Raw genomic sequence first — 16,995 nt, forward strand, 5'->3', positions numbered from 1 at the left:
CCGTCCGCCTTCGACGCCGCCCGGCGCACCCACGCGCTCGGCGGGCTCTGGAAGGGGTGCGCGAGGAGAAGGGCCTGTCCCTGGTCAAGGGGTCGTCGCGCAGCGGTTCTTCGACAACCCGTTCGTCGCGTTCCCGAAGGGCGGCGTGTCGCTCGGCAGCCCGTACGCCCTCGGCTACGGGATCGCGGGCCCCGCGCTGCTGGGCTGGACCCTCTGGGTCGCGCGCCAGGTCCGCGACCTCGCCTACGACGACGTCTCGTTCCTCGCGCGCGACGGGTACGTGCCGCACGGCATCTACGAGCGGCTGCGCGCGAGCGACCCGGACCTGCCGCCGGCCCGCTACCTCCTGGCGTCGCGGCGTGCGGCCTTCCAGGTGTTCTCGGGGGACCCGGCGCACGTCGCAGGCACCCGCTTCGTGCACGGGCTCAACCCCGCCAACACGCCGCGGACTCTGCTGACGACGCGATTCGGGCCGGGCGTCGTGTCTCTGCTCGAGCCGGCGCTCGCGCGGGCCGGCGTCCCCGCCCTCGACGCACCCCTCGGCCGGGAGCACGCGGCGGCGCTCACCGCCGTGCTCGTCGAGCACGCCGAGGAGGTCGCGGCCGCGTGCGCCGAGCGCAGCGCCGGGGCGCGCCGGTACTACGCCGAGCGGCTCGCCGGCGCGGAGCGTCCGGTCGTCGTCGACCTCGGGTACTCCGGGTCGTCGCAGCGGGCGATCATGGCGAGCCTGGGGCGGCGCGTGGACGGGCTGTACTTCACGGGCATGGAGCACGCGCTGGAGTACGCGGTCATCACCGGTGCCCGGTTCGAGCCGTGGTCGCAGGACCGCACGTTCTTCCGCCACGGCACGGTGCTCGAGTACCTGCTGACGCCGGTGGCGCTTCCCGAGTGCCACGGGTTCGGACCGGACGGGCGCCCCGTGCTCGGGCCGACCGTCGCCACCGACCGGCGCAACGCGGAGATCCAGCGGGGGATCGGGGACTTCGTCGACGACGTCTTCGCGCGCTTCGGCGCGCGGGTCCCGCTGCTGGCGATGCGCCCGGACTCCGCGACCTGGGCGCTCGCGCAGCTCATCGCGGCGCCGTCGGCCACCGACGCGCGGATGCTCGCGGGTGCCCTGCAGGACGACGCCGCCGGGTCGGGCACGACCGGGCTCATGGACGCGTGGCAGCCGGGGCGCGACGCGCTCGCGGCTGCCTGAGACGAGGGAAGATCGCATGACGACGCCCCCAGCCCCGCACGAGCCCGTCCGGCTGTTCTCGTGGCAGCTGTACACCCACAACAACTACGGCGACGCGATCCTGGCCGAGGCGATCCGGTACCTGTTCCACTCGTTCGGCGGCCGGCGGTACTTCCGGGTCGAGGACGGCGCGGACAACCGGTTCACGATCGGGCCGGGGCTCGTGGAGCGCGCCAACACCTTCGACGCGGGCCTGATCGCGGGCGGCGGGATCATCATCCCGCGCAACCACGAGCTGTCGGGGTGGGCCTTCAGGTCGAGCGTGGAGACCGCCCGGGCGATGCGGCGGACCATCGTCTTCGCCGTCGGCTTCAACCTGTACCGCAACCACACGGGCCTCGCGCCGGTGTTCAAGGAGCACTTCGAGGCCGTCATCGAGGACTCGCCCTTCGTCGGTCTGCGGAACCACGGCTCGATCGAGCGGCTCAAGGAGATCGTCGACAAGCGGTTCCACGACAAGATCGTGTTCCAACCGTGCCCGACGACGTTCGTGCGGCACCTCGTGGACGGCGCCGGCGACCCGCACGCGGTGCCGGAGAACGCGCGCCGGGTGACCCTGCAGGTGACCCGTTCGCCGTCCGAGACGGACGACCGCGTCGCCGAACAGGTCCTGCGGGCGTGCCGGTCGCTCAAGGCGGCCGGGTACGAGATCGAGCTCGCGTCGTTCTTCGCGAAGTTCGACACCGCGGTCCCCGACTACCTGCGCGCGCACGGCTTCGACGACTTCACGTTCGTCGAGATGAACACCGACGGCCGCGACATGCTGTCAGGGCCGCGGTACTTCTCGCAGGTCCCGATCGTCGTCTCGACGCGCGGGCACGGGGCGATGGTCCCGTTCGGCGCCGGGTCGCTGGTGGTGCCGATCGACACCTCCCCGAAGATGGTCTACTTCGCGCGGGAGGTGGGCGTCGACGACCTGCTGATCGACGTCGACGACCCCGACCTGGCTGCTCGCATCGTGGCGAACGTCGAGCGCTGCCACGACGAGTACGACGTCATGCAGGGCCGCGCGACCAAGGAGCGCGAGCGGCTCTACGACGTCTCCCTGGACAACCTCGCGCGGATCCACCACCTCCTCACCGGACAGATGCCGGACGAGCGCGAGTGCGTGCCGCTGGGCGAGCTGGAGGTCTGGTTGTCGAGCCGCCTGCACGCCAAGACCATGGCGCTCGAGAGCCGCACCCGCCGGCCGGGCGGCCGGGCCGGGATCGCGCGCACGTGGCTCCGCGACCGCCGGGAGGAGTTCTACGCCGAGGGCGACGTGGCGCGCGCGAAACAGGTGCGCCGGGCCCTGGAGGTCGTGAGCGACCCGACCGCGCCGGCGACGACCGTCGGCCGAGGCGCGCGGTACGTGCGCCGTCGCCTGGGGCTGGGCGAGGCGCGGCGCTGACGAGGAGGGGCCATGGGGGAAGCACCTGAGGACCGGGGTGCCGTGAGCGGCGGGCGCGTGCGCCGGACGCTGACGCGCTGGGCGGACGCCGTGGCGGGGGACGAGCTGCGCCGCCTCGTCGACCGGCGCGTGCAGCTCGCGCTCGACGCCCGCGACGCCGCGTCGCGCGCGGCGGCGCCGGCGCCCGCAGCACCGTCGCCGCGCCGGGGCACCCGCGAGTCCGTCGCCGCGCACGCGGCACGGCCCTGGCTGGCCACCGGCCGCTCGGTCCACACCCGCGTCCAGTCGCCCGAGCTGCGCGCGCTGCGCCGGTGCCACCCGTACACGGGTCCGGTCCTGGTCCAGGTGGGCGAGGGACGGCCGGCGTGGATGTGGTTCGACGAGGACGACCTCGTCGCCGCGGTCACGTTCTGGTTCGGCCCCAACGCCTACGAGACCCTCTCGACCGCGGTGTTCTCGACGCTGGCCGCCCGCGCGGAGCTGGTGCTCGACGTCGGCGCGCACACCGGCATCTTCTCCCTCGTCGCGGGGGCGTCGTCTCCCGACGTCGTGGTGCACGCGTTCGAGGTCGTCGACCGGATCGCCCGGCGCACCCGGACGAACGTGCGCCTCTCGGGGCTCGAGACGCGCGTGCACGTGCACGCCGTCGGCGTCTCCTCGGAGCCCGGCGTCCTGACCCTGCACCACAACGACGCCGTGCCCCTGGCCACGGGGTCGTCCTTCGAGCGGTTCGCCGACCGGGACGCCGCCAAGGGCGCTGCGACGTCCGAGGTCGAGGTCACGACGCTGGACACCTGGTGGGCCGCGGAGGGCAGGCCGCACGTCGCCCTCATGAAGCTCGACGTCGAGCGGCACGAGTCCCACGTCCTCGCGGGCGCGCGCGAGCTGCTCACGGCCGAGCAGCCGGCGCTGCTCGCGGAGGTGCTCTCGCGCGACGACTTCGCGACCCTCTACGCGCTGCTCGGCGAGCGCGGCTACACGCGGGCCTGGCACGTGGACGACGACGCCGGGCTGGCCTACCCGGTCGGGTCCGACCTCACGTATGCGTCGGGCGCGGAGTACGTGTACCGCCGCTACCACAACGTCCTGTTCACGGGCGAGCGTCGCGCACCCGTCGCTGCTGAGGCGGTCGCACTCCTCGGCGCCACGGGGCCTGCGCCCGCCGGGTGACCTCGCCTCCAGACCGGCGAACTGCGCCTCCGGTGGTTCGTCGCTGAGTTGAAGAATTCTTCAATCGCTGACATTCTCACTCGGGGCGCCCGCCCAGAATCCCGCGAGCCGCACGAGGTTGCTCATGTCCCGACCGCTCTACGAAGCCAAGGCAGAGCTCTTCCGCACGCTCGGCCACCCCGTCCGCGTCCGCATCCTCGAGCTGCTCCTCGCCGGGCCGCGGCCGGTCCGGGACCTGCTCGCCGACCTCGAGCTCGAGCCGTCCAACCTCTCGCAGCAGCTCGCGGTGCTGCGTCGCGCCCGGCTCGTCACCTCGACCCGCGACGGTGCCTCGGTCACCTACGCGCTCAGCGCCCCCAACGTCGCGGAGCTCATGCTGGCCGCGCGGGAGCTGTTGACGTCCGTGATCCTCGGGCAGGAAGAGCTGCTCGCCGACCTGCAGACCGAGCTCGGCGCTCGATGAGCCGGGTCGCGGACGTCGTCGCGACGCTGCTCCCCGCTCGGGCGGACTGGGAGGCGGCGCGGCGCAACCCCGGACGCGACCTCCTCGCGGGGGTCACCGTGGCCGTGGTCGCCCTGCCGCTGGCGCTCGCCTTCGGCGTCGCCTCGGGTCTGGGGCCGGCCGCGGGGCTCACGACCGCCATCGTCGCCGGTGCGATCGCGGCCGTCCTCGGCGGGTCGAACCTCCAGGTCTCCGGGCCGACCGGCGCGATGTCGGTGGTCCTGCTGCCGGTCGTGCACAAGTTCGGTCGCGAGGGCGTCCTCATGGTCGGGCTGCTCGCCGGCGTCGTGCTCGTCGTGGCAGCCTTCGCGCGTCTCGGGAGGCTCGTACGGCTGCTGCCCGTGTCGCTCGTCGAGGGGTTCACCGCGGGCATCGCCGTCGTGATCTTCCTCCAGCAGGTGCCCAACGCTCTCGGCGTCGAGGCGCGAGGCGGCGCCGTCTGGTCGACGGCCGCGTTCGCTGCCGTCGACTTCTTCAGGACCCCGCACGTGGTCACGCTCGTCGTCGCGCTCGCGGTCGCGGTCCTCATGCTGGTCGGTCAGCGGTTCGCGCCCCGAGTGCCCTTCTCGATGGTCGGCGTGGTCCTCGCGACCCTCGCGGTGGTCGGTCTGCACCTCGACGTCGCGCCCATCGGCGACCTCCCGCGGCAGATCGGTACCTTCGACGCGAGCTTCGTGGACCTCGGCGCGATGGGCACGCTCGCCGCCTCCGCCGTCGCGGTCGCCGCGCTCGGGGCGCTCGAGAGCCTCCTGTCAGCGACCGTGGCGGACGGCATGACCGTCGACGAGCGCCACGACCCCGATCGCGAGCTCTTCGGCCAGGGCATCGCGAACGTCGTGACGCCCTTCCTGGGCGGAGTGCCCGCGACGGGCGCCATCGCACGGACCGCGGTCAACGTGCGGACCGGTGGCCGTTCGCGCACCTCGGCGTTCACCCACGCCGTCGTGCTCGCGGTCCTCGTGCTCGCCTTCGCGCCGCTCGTGGGGAGGATCCCGCTTGCCGCCCTCGCCGGGGTGCTCCTGGCCACGACGATCAAGATGGTCGAGGTCGGCTCGCTGCGGGCTGTCGCGCGGGCGACCCGAGGGGACGCGCTGGTGCTCGTCCTCACCTTCGTGGTCACCGTCGCGGTGAATCTCGTCACCGCGGTCCTCGTGGGTCTCGCGGTGGCCGTCGTGCTCGCGCTGCGCAGCGTCGTCAGGGCCGCCCGGGTCGAGACGCTCGAGGCCGGTGACGGAGTACCCCATCCCGACACGCACACCACCGAGGAGCTCGCGGTCCTCGACGAGCACATCGTCGTGTACCGGTTCGACGGGCCCCTCTTCTTCGCGGCCGCGCACGAGTTCCTGCTCGAGCTCACGCGGGCCGCCGCAACTCCGGTCGTCGTCCTCCGCATGTCGCGGGTCACCAGCCTCGACGCGACCGGTGCGAGCGTCCTGGGCGACGCGATCGACCGGCTCGAGGCCCGCGGCTCGGTGGTCCTCCTCTCGGGGACCAAGGCGCACCACGACGCCGTGCTCGACCGGCTGTCGGTCGCCCAGCACCTGCGTGACGCGGGCCGCGTGTTCGCCGACACACCGACCGCCATCGCGTACGCCCGCACCCTGGTCGGGCAGCGCGTCGACTCACGACCCGAGGGCGGTCAGGAGACCGATACCCTCGTCGGGTGACGCGCATCGACCTGTCCTCCCTCATCAAGGCCTACGACGTCCGCGGGACCGTCCCCGACCAGCTCTCGCCCGACGTCGCCCGCGCGATCGGCGCGGCGTTCGCCCGGGTGGTGGTGCTCCCCGAGGCGGGGGAGAGTGCCCGGCCGAGCGCCGTCGTCGGGCACGACATGCGCGAGTCCGGGCCCGAGCTCGTCGAGGCGTTCGCCTCCGGGCTGACCGACGCGGGCGTCGACGTGGTCCGCATCGGCCTGTGCTCGACCGACGGCCTGTACTTCGCGTCCGGGTCGCTCGGTGTTCCCGGCGCGATGTTCACCGCGAGCCACAACCCCGCCGTCTACAACGGCATCAAGCTGTGCCGTGCGGGCGCGCGACCCGTCGGGCAGGACACCGGCCTCGCGGAGATCCGCGAGCTCGCGGGCGACTTCCTCGGCGACGGGCTGCCCGAGCCGGCCGACGCCGCCGGGACCGTCACCGAGCGCGACATGCTCGCCGACTACGCGGCGTTCCTGCGCGGGCTCGTCGACCTCTCCGGGATCCGCCCGCTCAAGGTCGTCGTCGACGCCGGGAACGGCATGGGCGGGTACACCGTCCCCGCGGTCCTCGGGACGGGCGCCGGGCTGCCCGCGCCCCCGCTCGACGTCGTGCCGCTGTACTTCGAGCTCGACGGCTCGTTCCCCCACCACGAGGCCAACCCCTCGAGCCCGCGAACCTGCGCGACCTGCAGGCCGCCGTCGTCGAGCACGACGCCGACCTCGGGCTCGCGTTCGACGGGGACGCCGACCGGTGCTTCGTCGTCGACGAGCACGGCGACCCCGTGTCGCCGTCGGCCATCACCGCGCTCGTCGGGCTGCGGGAGGTCGCCAAGGAGCTCGAGGCCGGCCGCACGCCCACGGTGATCCACAACCTCATCACGTCGCGCGCCGTCCCCGACCTGTTGCAGGCCGCGGGCGCGGAGACCGTCCGCACGCGCGTCGGCCACTCGTTCATCAAGGCGCAGATGGCCGAGCACCAGGCCGTGTTCGGGGGCGAGCACAGCGCGCACTACTACTTCCGCGACTTCTTCTTCGCGGACACCGGCATGCTCGCCGCGATGCACGTCCTGGCCGCGCTCGGCTCCCAGCCGCACCCGCTGTCGGCGCTCGCCGACGCCTACCAGCCGTACGTGGCGAGCGGCGAGATCAACTCGCGGGTCGCCGACGTGTCGGCCGCACGGGCGCGCGTCGTCGAGGCGTACGTGACCCAGCAGGGCGCCGGGCCCGTCACGACCGACGAGCTCGACGGGCTCACCGTCTCCCACTGGGACTCCACGCCCCAGTGGTGGTTCAACCTCCGCGCGTCCAACACCGAGCCGCTGCTGCGGCTCAACGTCGAGGCCGCCGACGAGGACATCATGGAGAAGGTCCGCGACGACGTCCTGTCGCTCGTCCGGGCCGAGGCCGACGACACCCCCGAGGAGCAGGCATGAGCACCCCCATCCCCCTGGACGCGTGGGCCCGTGACCTGCTGCGCTGCCCCGTGACGGGCGCGACGCTCGTCGACGGCGTCGGGCCGGACGGCGAGCCCGAGCTGCACTCCACGGACCCCGAGCGGCCGCTCGCGTACCCCGTGCGCGACGGCATCCCCGTGCTGCTGGAGTCGGACGCGCGACCGCTGTAGGCGCCCAGCGCCGGTCCCGCCTGGTGGGATCGCAGGCCGTCCCGAGATGCGTGCCACCGCACGACCCCGCACCCTGGTGTGCGGCGTGACGTGCGCAGAACGGGCACGAGGGGACGAGGGGGTCGCCATGGGTGGCGTCGAGCCTGCGAGCACGCGGGGGCGAGCGGCGGCCGGAGCACGCCGGGCGACGGTCCGGTTGACGGTCGCGGCGGTGCTCGCGGGCGGGGCGGTGGTCGCGCCCGTCGCGACCCTGCCCGCACCCGCGGCGCACGTCGTGACACCGCACTCCGACACCGTCCACGTGCGGGGTCACGTGGACCGCACGGCGCTGCGCGACCGCACGGCGCTGCGGCCCGCGGAGCGGGACGAACCCGCCCCCAGCGGCGGCGCGCAGGATGCCGGCGCCCTGGCCGTGCTCGGGACGAAGACCGTGACCCAGCACTTCCTCGTCGCGGGCGTCACCTGGGCGCCCGGCTCGCCGAAGGTCGTCGAGGCGTCCGTGCGGGTCCTCGAGGACGGCACCTGGTCGGCCTGGACGGAGCTCGACGTCGACGACGTCGGGGTGCCCGGAGAACGTCCCGGGACCGACCCGCTGATCACGGGTGGCGCGGACGGCGTCCAGGTCCGGATCCTCACCGCGGACGGCACCGCGCCCGACGACGTCCAGGTGGACGTGATCGACCCGGGCACCCAGGCGTCGGACGCGACGGTCGCGCGGGACGCCGCGCCGGCCGCGAGCGCGTCGGCGGCGACGGGCTACGAGATCCAGCCCAAGATCGTCACCCGCAAGCAGTGGGGCGCGGACGAGAAGCGCGCGTCGTCGTGGCCGGAGGTCTCAGCGAAGCTCCAGGCCATGTACGTCCACCACACGGCGGGCACGAACAGCTATTCGAAGGCGCAGGCGCCGGCGATCGTGCGCGGCATCTACGCGTACCACACGGGCGCGCGGAACTGGCCGGACATCGGCTACCAGTTCCTCGTCGACAAGTACGGCACCATCTACCAGGGCCGGCAGAACGCGATCGACGACAACCCGCTGGGGGCCCAGGCCGGCGGCTACAACACGGGCACGATCGGGGTGTCCGCGATGGGCAACTACCAGACGGCCCGTCCGTCCGCGGCCCTCCTGACCGGGATCGAGAAGGTGCTCGCCTGGAAGGGCTACGAGTACGGGCTCAACCCGACGGGCCACACGACGCTCGTGACGGGCTCGAGCACGGGCAGCGTCCCCAAGCACAAGGCCGGCATCAAGGTGAAGGTCCCCGTCATCCTCGGGCACCGGGATACGAACGGGACGGCGTGCCCGGGCACGTACCTCTACCAGAAGCTCCCGACGATCCGGAAGGCCGTGAAGGCGCGCGTCGACGCAGCCGGGAAGAAGTACGGCGCGGTGAAGTACACGACGGCGGCGCCGACCGTGGTCAAGGCGACGGCGAGCCAGGCGCCCGTCCAGTGGGCGGCGTCGACGGCGTACTCCTGGAAGGCCGTCCCGGGCGCCAAGAAGTACCAGGTCCTCACCAGGGCGGCGACGCGCGGCGCGACGACGTCGCTCGCCGACACGCGGTACTGGACCGTCCTCAAGACCGTCACCACCACGCACGCGGTGATCACGACGGCCTCGGGCTCGACGAGGCTCGTGGCCGTGCGCGCCGTCGACGCCAACGGCCGGCTGGGGCCGGTGCGCACGCACACCCAGGCGACCAGGCCCGTCTCCCCGGGCATGGTCACGCGCTCGCCCTCGTGGAAGACCGTCAAGAACGGCGGCTACTACCGCGACGCGGCGTGGCGTTCGACGAGCCCGACCGCCAGCCTGACCGTGACGGGGCTGAAGGACGTCCGCCAGGTGGTGCTGCGGGCACCCACCGGACCGACCGAGGGACGCCTCGAGGTGCGGTCCGGCACCGCCCGGCTGGGCGTGCTCGACCTGCGCAGCACGACGGCGCACGCGGCGTCGGTCCTCGTGCTGCCGCTCGCGAAGACGATCAGCGGCACGATCACGCTCGTCGCGCTTGATCGCAAGCCCAAGCTCGTGAGCGGGCTCGCCTTCCCGCGCACGAAGGCCGCCCAGGCGGGCGGGGTGTCGCACGCCGCCCACGCCGCCACCCCCGGGCGGTCGCGCTCCCGGCGAGCGCCGCCGTCCGGCCCGGCACGGCCCAGATCTACACGTGGAAGGCGTCGAAGGGCGCGACGCGGTACGAGGTCTGGGATCGGTCCGCGGCCCACGGCAAGGGTGCGGAGCGTGGCACCGCGTCGCCACCACGACCAGCACGCACGCCCGGCTGTCCATGAAGGGCACGGGCGTCACGTGGGACGTCGCGGTCCGGGCCGTCGGGCCGGGCGGGTCGAGCGCGTTCGCGCACTACCGGACGGTCACCCGGCCCGTGAGCTCGGCGCTGCTCAAGAAGTCGACCGGCTCGTTGCGCTGGGCGAAGAAGTCGGACGGCCGCTACTACCGCGACGGCGCCTACCAGACGTCCGCCAAGGGCGCCACGATCATCATCAGCACGGCGAGGAGCGTCAAGCGCGTGCGCCTGATCGTGCGGACGGGGCCCGGGGAGGGGCGGCTCGCCGTCTACGTCGGCGGGGTTCGGGTGGGTACGCGCTCCACCGCGGCCTCCCGGACCACCTGGGCGAAGCAGCTCGACGTCGTCCTCTCCCGGGCGCGCTCCGGGACGGTCGTGGTGAAGACGCTCGACCACAAGCCGGTCCGCGTGTCGGCGGTCGGGCTCGGGCGCAGCTGACCGCGCGGCACCCGGGCCCGGCCCGGGGTGCCCGACGGCGCAGCCTAGGATGTGGGGGTTGTCCGTCCGGTCCTGAGGAGCTGCGTGGAAGCCGTGCCTGCCCGTGTCGTCGCCGTCGTGGTCGCGTACAACCGGCGGGACCTGCTCGCCGCGGCCCTCGACGCGATCGCGGCCCAGACCCGCCCGCTCGACCACGTCGTCGTCGTCGACAACGCGTCCACGGACGACTCGCTGACGATCGCCCGCGAGCACCCCAGCGCGCCCGAGGTGCTCGCGCTGGCCCGCAACACGGGCGGCGCGGGCGGCTTCGCGGCCGGGCTCGCGCACGCCGTGGCGCCGTCGGACGGGGCCGCCCCGGCGGACCTGGTCTGGCTCATGGACGACGACACGATCCCCACGCCGACGGCGCTCGCGGAGCTCCTCGTGGCGCGCGACGCGTTCGAGGCGGCGGGCGGGGAGCCGGTCGCGGTCGCGGGCTCGAAGGCCGTGTGGACGGACGGGCGCGAGCACCCCATGAACACGCCGCGGCGCCGCCCGCGCGCCGACCAGGACGAGGTCCGGCGGGCCCACGTCGCGGGCGCGGTGCCGGTGCGGTCGAGCTCGTTCGTGTCGATGCTCGTCGACGCGCGGGCGGTGCGCGAGGACGGTCTGCCCGCCGCCGACTACTTCATCTGGAACGACGACTTCGAGTTCTCCACCCGCCTGCTGCGCCACCGGCCGGGCCTGTACGTGCCGGCGAGCGTCGTCGAGCACCGGACGGCGAAGTTCGCGGGCACCGACGTCGACCCGGGTCCCCGGTTCTACAACGAGGTCCGCAACAAGGTCTGGATGTTCTCGCGGTCGCGCGCGTTGGGGCCCGTGGACACGGCCGCATACGGCGCGTCGACCCTGGTCCGGTGGGGGCGAACCGTCGCACGCTCGCAGGACCGCCGGACGCTGCTCGCGTCCGGCTGGAAGGGCCTGCGCGACGGCGTCGCGAGCGCCCCGCGGCCCGCGGACGCCGTCCTCGAGGGCCTGGGCCCGGTCGAGGCGGAGGCCCGCGCGGTCGAGGCCGCTGCGGGGCGGCCGGTCGCCGGAGGGCGCGCATGACCGTCGCCCGCGAGGACCTCGGCCCGGACGGCCTCGCGCCGCTCGACACGGAGCCGTTCACCGTCCTCATGCCCGTGTACGACGGCGACAAGCGCCGGTTCGTCCGGCGCGCCTTCGAGTCCGCGACGCGCGAGCAGACGCTCCCGCCGACGCAGGTCGTGGTCGTCCGGGACGGGCCGGTGCGGCCCAAGCTGCAGAAGCTGCTCGAGAAGCTCGCGTCGACCCCCGGGGTCGACGTGGACCTCGTCGAGCTGCCGCAGAACGTCGGCCTCGCGGCCGCGTTGGAGGTCGGCCTCGACCACTGCGACCACGAGATCGTGGCGCGCGTCGACGCGGACGACGTGTCGCTGCCGCACCGGTTCGCGGTGCAGGTGCCCCTGGTGACCGCGGGCTACGACCTGGTCGGGTCGGCGATCGTCGAGATCGAGGAGGACGAGGCGGAGTGGGGTCGCACGCGCACCCCGCCCACGACGCCCGAGGAGATCGAGCGCTACTCGCGCTTCCACGACCCGTTCAACCACCCGTCGGTGGTGTACCGGCGGTCGGCGGTCCGGGGCGCGGGCGGGTACGAGACGCTCGACCTCATGGAGGACTACCTGCTGTTCGCGCGGATGATCGCGGCCGGTGCGCAGGTCGCGAACGTCCCCGAGCCGCTCGTGCTGTACCGGGTCGGGGCGGGTGCGTACGCGCGGCGCGGCGGCACGCGGCTCCTGCGCTCCGAGCTGCGGCTCCAGCGCACCCTGCGCGACGAGGGGTTCACCAGCAGATCGCAGTACGTTCGCAACGTCGTCGTTCGCGGGGGCTACCGTCTCGTCCCCGAGGCGCTCCGCAAGGCCGCCTACCGCACGCTGATCGTCAAGGAGCCCTCCGAGGGCGTCGAAGGAGCCCAGGAGGCCACGGGTGGACGTTGATCTGGTCGTCGTCGGATCGGGCTTCTTCGGCCTGACCGTCGCGGAGCGCATGGCGAACGAGCACGGCGCACGCGTGCTCGTCGTCGAGCGGCGCTCCCACATCGGCGGGAACGCCTACTCGGAGGACGAGCCCACCACGGGCATCGAGGTGCACCGGTACGGCGCGCACCTGTTCCACACGTCGAACGAGCGGGTCTGGGAGTACGCGACCCGGTTCACGGCGTTCACGGGCTACGTGCACCGCGTGTACACGACGTACCGGGGCGAGGTCTTCCCGATGCCGATCAACCTCGGGACGATCAACCAGTTCTTCCGGTCGGCCTACGGCCCCGACGCCGCCCGAGCGCTCGTGCGCGAGCAGGCCGCCGAGCTCGACGCCGTCCTCGCGGGGCGCGAGCCCGCGAACCTCGACGAGAAGGGCGTGTCCCTCATCGGGCGGCCGCTGTACGAGGCGTTCATCCGTGACTACACCGCGAAGCAGTGGCAGACCGACCCGACCGAGCTGCCCGCGAGCGTCATCTCGCGCCTGCCCGTGCGGTACACGTACGACAACCGCTACTTCAACGACGCCCACGAGGGCCTGCCCGTCGACGGGTACACCGCGTGGCTCGAGCGGCTCGCCGACCACCCGCGCATCGAGGTGCGGCTCGACACGGACTTCTTCGACACGTCGCAGCCCGTGCACAAGGACGCCGTCGTCGGGAACGTGCCCGTCGTCTACACGGGCCCGGTCGACCGGTACTTCGACTACGCCGAGGGCGAGCTCGGCTGGCGGACGCTCGACTTCGAGCAGGAGGTGCTCGACGTCGGCGACTTCCAGGGCACGCCCGTCATGAACTACGCGGACCTCGCCGTGCCGTACACGCGGATCCACGAGTTCCGGCACTTCCACCCCGAGCGCGAGTACCCGGACGACCGGACCGTGATCATGCGCGAGTTCTCGCGGTTCGCGGATCGCGGGGACGAGCCGTACTACCCCGTGAACACGCCGGCGGACCGGGCGCGCCTCCTCGCGTACCGTGGGCTCACCGAGCGCGAGCACGACGAGCGTGGCGTGTACTTCGGCGGGCGGCTCGGCACCTACCAGTATCTCGACATGCACATGGCCATCGGGTCGGCGCTGTCGATGGTGGACAACAGGCTCGCACCGCGCGTGCGGGTCTGACGGAGAACAGAGGGACATGAAGGTTCTGGTCACGGGCGGGGCCGGGTTCATCGGCGCGAACTTCGTCCACCACACCGTGCGCACGCGGCCGGGTGCCGAGGTCACGGTCCTCGACGCGCTCACCTACGCGGGCGACCTGTCCTCGCTGGCACCGGTCTCGGCCGGCGTCGCGTTCGTCCAGGGCGACGTCGCCGACGCGGCGCTCGTGGACGGGCTCGTGGCCGATGCGGACATCGTCGTGCACTTCGCGGCCGAGTCGCACAACGACAACTCGCTCGCCGACCCGTCGCCGTTCGTGCGGACGAACCTCGTGGGGACGTTCACGCTGCTCGAGGCGGTGCGCCGCCACGGCGTGCGCTACCACCACATCTCGACCGACGAGGTCTACGGCGACCTGCCGCTCCGCGACCCGGCCGACCCGGCCACGGACCGGAAGTTCACCGAGGAGACGCCGTACAACCCGTCGTCCCCGTACTCGTCGACCAAGGCCGGCTCCGACCTGCTGGTGCGCGCCTGGGTGCGGTCGTTCGGCGTGCAGGCGACCATCTCGAACTGCTCCAACAACTACGGGCCGTACCAGCACGTCGAGAAGTTCATCCCGCGCCAGATCACCAACCTCATCGACGGCGTCCGGCCCAAGCTCTACGGCGCCGGCCTCAACGTGCGCGACTGGATCCACGTCGACGACCACAACGCGGCCGTCTGGCGGATCATCGAGGACGGGAAGCCGGGGAGACCTACCTCATCGGGGCCGACGGCGAAGAGTCCAACCTCGATGTCGTCCGGACCCTGCTCGAGGTCTTCGGCCGCGACGCCGACGACTTCGACCACGTCACCGACCGCGCCGGACACGACCTGCGGTACGCGATCGACTCCACGCGGCTCCGCACCGAGCTCGGCTGGACGCCGCGGTACACCGACTTCCGCGAGGGCCTCGAGGCGACCGTCGACTGGTACCGCGCCAACGAGGCGTGGTGGAGGCCGCGCAAGGCAGCCACGGAGGCCAAGTACCGCGCGTCGGGCCAGGCCTGAGCGGTTTCGTCGCGTCACCGGACCGGCCCCCGCCCGTTGAGCAGCTCCCGGCTGCCCACAGGATGTAAGATCCGGGCGGCCCGCAGTCCAGCGTGGTTCAGGTCCTCTTCTTCGGAGATCGCACCATGCGGAACCGCCGCCTCGCCGCCTCCCTGCTCATCCTGGTCGCGGGCGTCCTTGCGCCCGCAGTCGTCGTGCCGACGGCGGCAGTCGCCGACGACACGGCCCCCGTCCAGGAGACGTGCACCCAGCCGTACGTCGTGACGTTCACCCAGACGAAGTCCTACGGGCGGCAGTTCGCAGGCAGCGGCACCGTGTCCACGTGCGCCACCGGGGACCCGGCGACGTCCGGCAGCGTGTTGCTGAGCGATCCGACTGACCGCGTGGTTCTCGCGACCGCGACCGTCGCGTCGGGCAGGTACAGCTGGGCGGACGCCGCCGCCCCGGCGTACGGCAGCACGAACGACCTGGATCTCACCTACGACCCGGGCAACGGGGAGTCCGTGCAGTCGGTTCCGGTCACTGTGACGACCACCGTGCCGATCGTCCACGTCGATCTCAGCGCGTGGATCCCGAGCAGCGGGCCGGCCGACACGCCGGTCCGAGCCACGGTGACAGTGTCCACGTTCGACGCGAAGCACACCTTCCTGCCCTGGGCGACTGTCCTCGCGCCGACGGGGACCGTCGACATCCTGCGGAACGGCTCGGTGGTCGGCCACGTCGATCTCGCGGGCACCTCCGTCACCTTTCCGGAATGGGGCGCGAAGAGCGTCGGGTCGACCACGCTCGCGGGCGTGCGTCCGACCGACAGCCTGACGGCGGTCTACCACGGCGACGTCGGCTATCCCGGGGCTTCGACCGACGCACCCCAGCCGGTCAAGGACGAAAGGGCGCCGACGACCCTCACGATCACCGGCCTCACGGTGAGTGGGCTCCACGCGGAGGTCACGGCGGGCCTGACAGCGGGGAGGAACGCGGCCGGTTCGTCTCCAGAGGTCGGCGAGGTACCGCTCGTCGTCTCCGTCGACGGTCACAAGGCGGCAACCTTCAGCACCTATCCGTGGTCCCAGACGTCGAGCTGGGGGTTCTCGCTGCCGGGCGGTGCCCACACGGTAGCGGTCGCGTTCGCAGGTAACGGCACGCTCCAACCGTCGTCGGCCAGTCGGACCGTCACCGTGCCGCGTGTGCCCACCCGTACCACCCTCGCCGACCTATCCGGTGGCAGCTTTGGGCCTGTGCCACGCGGTGCGACCGAGCGGCTCCAGGTGTGCGTCCGCAGCGGCAGCACGATGGTCAAGGCCGGCGTGCGCCTGCAGCGCAGAGTCGGCGGTGCGAAAACCTGGAAGACCGTGACGTCGAAAACGACCTCGGGGGCACCGGCTGCGCGACGTTCGCGACCCGGCAGTACGCCTCGACGGTCTACCGTGCCGTCGTCGTCGGCGACACCAGCTTCCTCGCTTCGACCTCGTCATCGTGGAGCGTGCGGACCGAGCGTCGCGTGAAGGTCTCGAAGAAGGCGGTGGCTCACACCCGGCGCGTCACGATCACGGCGACGTCCTACCCTTCCGGGTCGATGCGCCTGCAGGAGCTGACGGCGCATGGCTGGCGAACGCGCTCGACCAAGACGCCGAAGGCCGCTGTCGGCGCGGTCGGCAGGTCGACGTTCACTGTCACGCGCTCGACCAACGGCAGCCGCGTGTTCAGGGTCGTCGTGGCGTCGGACAAGGTGGGAACATCGGCCACGAGCGCGCACGTGATCGTGGGCTGAGGCTCGAGGTCAGGGAGGGTCACGACGAACGCCTCGACGTCCTCGAGCCGGGGGAGCAGGCCCTGCTCCCGCGCCTCGACGAGCGTCGGTGCCGCCTCGTCCTTGTCCGAGAGGAGCGGTGTCAGCGGGCTGCCGTCGCGTGCGGTCGTCGGCCACGCGACGCCGACCTCCGGGTCCAGCGGGTGGATGCCGTGCTCCCGGCCGGGAGCGTAGGGCGCCGAGCACAGGTAGAGCACCGTCGAGTCGTCCTCGAGCGACATGAACGCGTGCCCCAGGCCCTCGGACAGGTAGATCGCGCGCCGGTCGACGTCGTCGAGCAGCACGGAGTCCCACCGGCCGAACGTGGGCGAGCCGACCCGGATGTCGACGACGACGTCGAGCACCGCTCCCTTGGCACACGTCACGTACTTGGCCTGGCTGGGCGGGACGTCGGCGAAGTGGATGCCCCGCACGACGCCCGCGGCCGACACCGAGAGGTTGGCCTGCTGCAGGTCGAACCGATGCCCGGCGGTAGCCGTGAAGGGCGCGTCCTTGAACCACTCGAGGAAGACGCCTCGGGGGTCGCCGAACTGCTGGGGGTCACCTCGAAGGCGCCGGGGACGGAGAGCTCTCGGACATCCACAGGCCGAGCCTACGGCCGGGTAGCCTCGGGATCGTGCGGTGG

General features: G+C 72.8%; 13 protein-coding genes and 4 pseudogenes. 14 read left to right on the plus strand and 3 right to left on the minus strand.

Features of this window, described 5'->3' with window-relative positions:
• Positions 1-145: 145 nt before the first annotated feature.
• From QQK45_RS13650 to QQK45_RS23595, 8 genes and pseudogenes are all read left to right on the plus strand, one after another.
• The gene (locus QQK45_RS13650) at positions 146-1,201 is read left to right on the plus strand and encodes a hypothetical protein (protein ID WP_284293712.1); all 1,056 of its coding nucleotides are present in this window, start codon (positions 146-148) and stop codon (positions 1,199-1,201) included.
• 16 nt (positions 1,202-1,217) lie between these two features.
• Complete coding sequence (locus QQK45_RS13655; protein WP_284293713.1) at positions 1,218-2,630, plus strand: polysaccharide pyruvyl transferase family protein; 1,413 nt, start codon at positions 1,218-1,220, stop codon at positions 2,628-2,630.
• 12 nt (positions 2,631-2,642) lie between these two features.
• A complete protein-coding gene (locus QQK45_RS13660) occupies positions 2,643-3,800 on the plus strand; it encodes an FkbM family methyltransferase (protein WP_284293714.1) in 1,158 nt (385 codons plus the stop codon).
• A gap of 124 nt (positions 3,801-3,924) precedes the next feature.
• Entirely contained in the window at positions 3,925-4,263 is a 339-nt protein-coding gene (locus QQK45_RS13665) for an ArsR/SmtB family transcription factor (protein WP_284293715.1), read from the plus strand.
• The gene (locus QQK45_RS13670; protein ID WP_284293716.1) at positions 4,260-5,969 is read left to right on the plus strand and encodes a SulP family inorganic anion transporter; all 1,710 of its coding nucleotides are present in this window, start codon (positions 4,260-4,262) and stop codon (positions 5,967-5,969) included. The genes QQK45_RS13665 and QQK45_RS13670 overlap by 4 nt, the downstream gene beginning before the upstream one ends.
• A pseudogene (locus QQK45_RS13675) lies at positions 5,966-7,434 on the plus strand (phosphomannomutase/phosphoglucomutase). Before QQK45_RS13670 ends, QQK45_RS13675 begins: the two are co-directional and overlap by 4 nt.
• On the plus strand, positions 7,431-7,625 hold the full coding sequence (locus tag QQK45_RS13680; RefSeq protein ID WP_284293717.1) for a Trm112 family protein: 195 nt from the start codon (positions 7,431-7,433) through the stop codon (positions 7,623-7,625). Before QQK45_RS13675 ends, QQK45_RS13680 begins: the two are co-directional and overlap by 4 nt.
• Before the next feature lie 127 nt (positions 7,626-7,752).
• Positions 7,753-8,922: pseudogene (locus QQK45_RS23595) on the plus strand (N-acetylmuramoyl-L-alanine amidase); the annotation flags it as partial.
• Positions 8,923-8,942: 20 nt separating this feature from the next.
• On the opposite strand, the gene QQK45_RS13690 reads toward QQK45_RS23595, so the two are convergent.
• Positions 8,943-9,380 (minus strand): hypothetical protein, encoded by a 438-nt coding sequence (locus QQK45_RS13690; protein WP_284293719.1) that lies wholly within the window; start codon positions 9,378-9,380, stop codon positions 8,943-8,945.
• 12 nt (positions 9,381-9,392) lie between these two features.
• Positions 9,393-9,728, minus strand: coding sequence for a hypothetical protein (locus QQK45_RS13695; RefSeq protein ID WP_284293720.1), 336 nt, complete (start codon positions 9,726-9,728; stop codon positions 9,393-9,395).
• Between the two features lie 182 nt (positions 9,729-9,910).
• Here QQK45_RS13695 and QQK45_RS13700 point away from each other — a divergent pair, with 182 nt between their 5' ends.
• The 6 genes and pseudogenes from QQK45_RS13700 to QQK45_RS13725 all read left to right on the plus strand — a co-directional run bounded on the left by QQK45_RS13700 (position 9,911) and on the right by QQK45_RS13725 (position 16,065).
• On the plus strand, positions 9,911-10,366 hold the full coding sequence (locus QQK45_RS13700) for a hypothetical protein (protein ID WP_284293721.1): 456 nt from the start codon (positions 9,911-9,913) through the stop codon (positions 10,364-10,366).
• An 84-nt stretch (positions 10,367-10,450) separates the two neighbouring features.
• On the plus strand, positions 10,451-11,455 hold the full coding sequence (locus QQK45_RS13705) for a glycosyltransferase (protein WP_284293722.1): 1,005 nt from the start codon (positions 10,451-10,453) through the stop codon (positions 11,453-11,455).
• A complete protein-coding gene (locus tag QQK45_RS13710) occupies positions 11,452-12,366 on the plus strand; it encodes a glycosyltransferase (RefSeq protein ID WP_284293723.1) in 915 nt (304 codons plus the stop codon). Before QQK45_RS13705 ends, QQK45_RS13710 begins: the two co-directional genes overlap by 4 nt.
• Positions 12,356-13,531: a UDP-galactopyranose mutase gene (glf, locus tag QQK45_RS13715; RefSeq protein ID WP_284293724.1), complete on the plus strand. Its 1,176-nt coding sequence runs from the start codon at positions 12,356-12,358 to the stop codon at positions 13,529-13,531. The genes QQK45_RS13710 and glf overlap by 11 nt, the downstream gene beginning before the upstream one ends.
• Before the next feature lie 16 nt (positions 13,532-13,547).
• Positions 13,548-14,563: pseudogene (gene rfbB, locus QQK45_RS13720) on the plus strand (dTDP-glucose 4,6-dehydratase).
• 125 nt (positions 14,564-14,688) lie between these two features.
• Positions 14,689-16,065, plus strand: a complete 1,377-nt coding sequence (locus QQK45_RS13725) for a hypothetical protein (RefSeq protein WP_284293725.1) — start codon at positions 14,689-14,691, stop codon at positions 16,063-16,065.
• Between the two features lie 280 nt (positions 16,066-16,345).
• Here the strand turns inward: QQK45_RS13725 and QQK45_RS13730 are convergent.
• Positions 16,346-16,953, minus strand: a pseudogene (locus QQK45_RS13730) (dTDP-4-dehydrorhamnose 3,5-epimerase family protein); the annotation flags it as partial.
• Between the last annotated feature and the right edge of the window lie 42 nt (positions 16,954-16,995).

It is taken from the genome of Luteimicrobium album, from assembly GCF_030161555.1.
GTDB classification, from domain to species: domain Bacteria; phylum Actinomycetota; class Actinomycetes; order Actinomycetales; family Cellulomonadaceae; genus Luteimicrobium; species Luteimicrobium album.

What these genes read in the sequence shown, in the direction of transcription:
- QQK45_RS13655 (WP_284293713.1), top strand. Translation starts at nt 1,218, where the DNA reads ATGACGACGCCCCCAGCCCCGCACGAGCCCGTCCGGCTGTTCTCGTGG.
- QQK45_RS13660 (WP_284293714.1), top strand. Translation starts at nt 2,643, where the DNA reads ATGGGGGAAGCACCTGAGGACCGGGGTGCCGTGAGCGGCGGGCGCGTG.
- QQK45_RS13665 (WP_284293715.1), top strand. Translation starts at nt 3,925, where the DNA reads ATGTCCCGACCGCTCTACGAAGCCAAGGCAGAGCTCTTCCGCACGCTC.
- QQK45_RS13670 (WP_284293716.1), top strand. Translation starts at nt 4,260, where the DNA reads ATGAGCCGGGTCGCGGACGTCGTCGCGACGCTGCTCCCCGCTCGGGCG.
- QQK45_RS13680 (WP_284293717.1), top strand. Translation starts at nt 7,431, where the DNA reads ATGAGCACCCCCATCCCCCTGGACGCGTGGGCCCGTGACCTGCTGCGC.
- QQK45_RS13700 (WP_284293721.1), top strand. Translation starts at nt 9,911, where the DNA reads ATGAAGGGCACGGGCGTCACGTGGGACGTCGCGGTCCGGGCCGTCGGG.
- QQK45_RS13710 (WP_284293723.1), top strand. Translation starts at nt 11,452, where the DNA reads ATGACCGTCGCCCGCGAGGACCTCGGCCCGGACGGCCTCGCGCCGCTC.
- QQK45_RS13725 (WP_284293725.1), top strand. Translation starts at nt 14,689, where the DNA reads ATGCGGAACCGCCGCCTCGCCGCCTCCCTGCTCATCCTGGTCGCGGGC.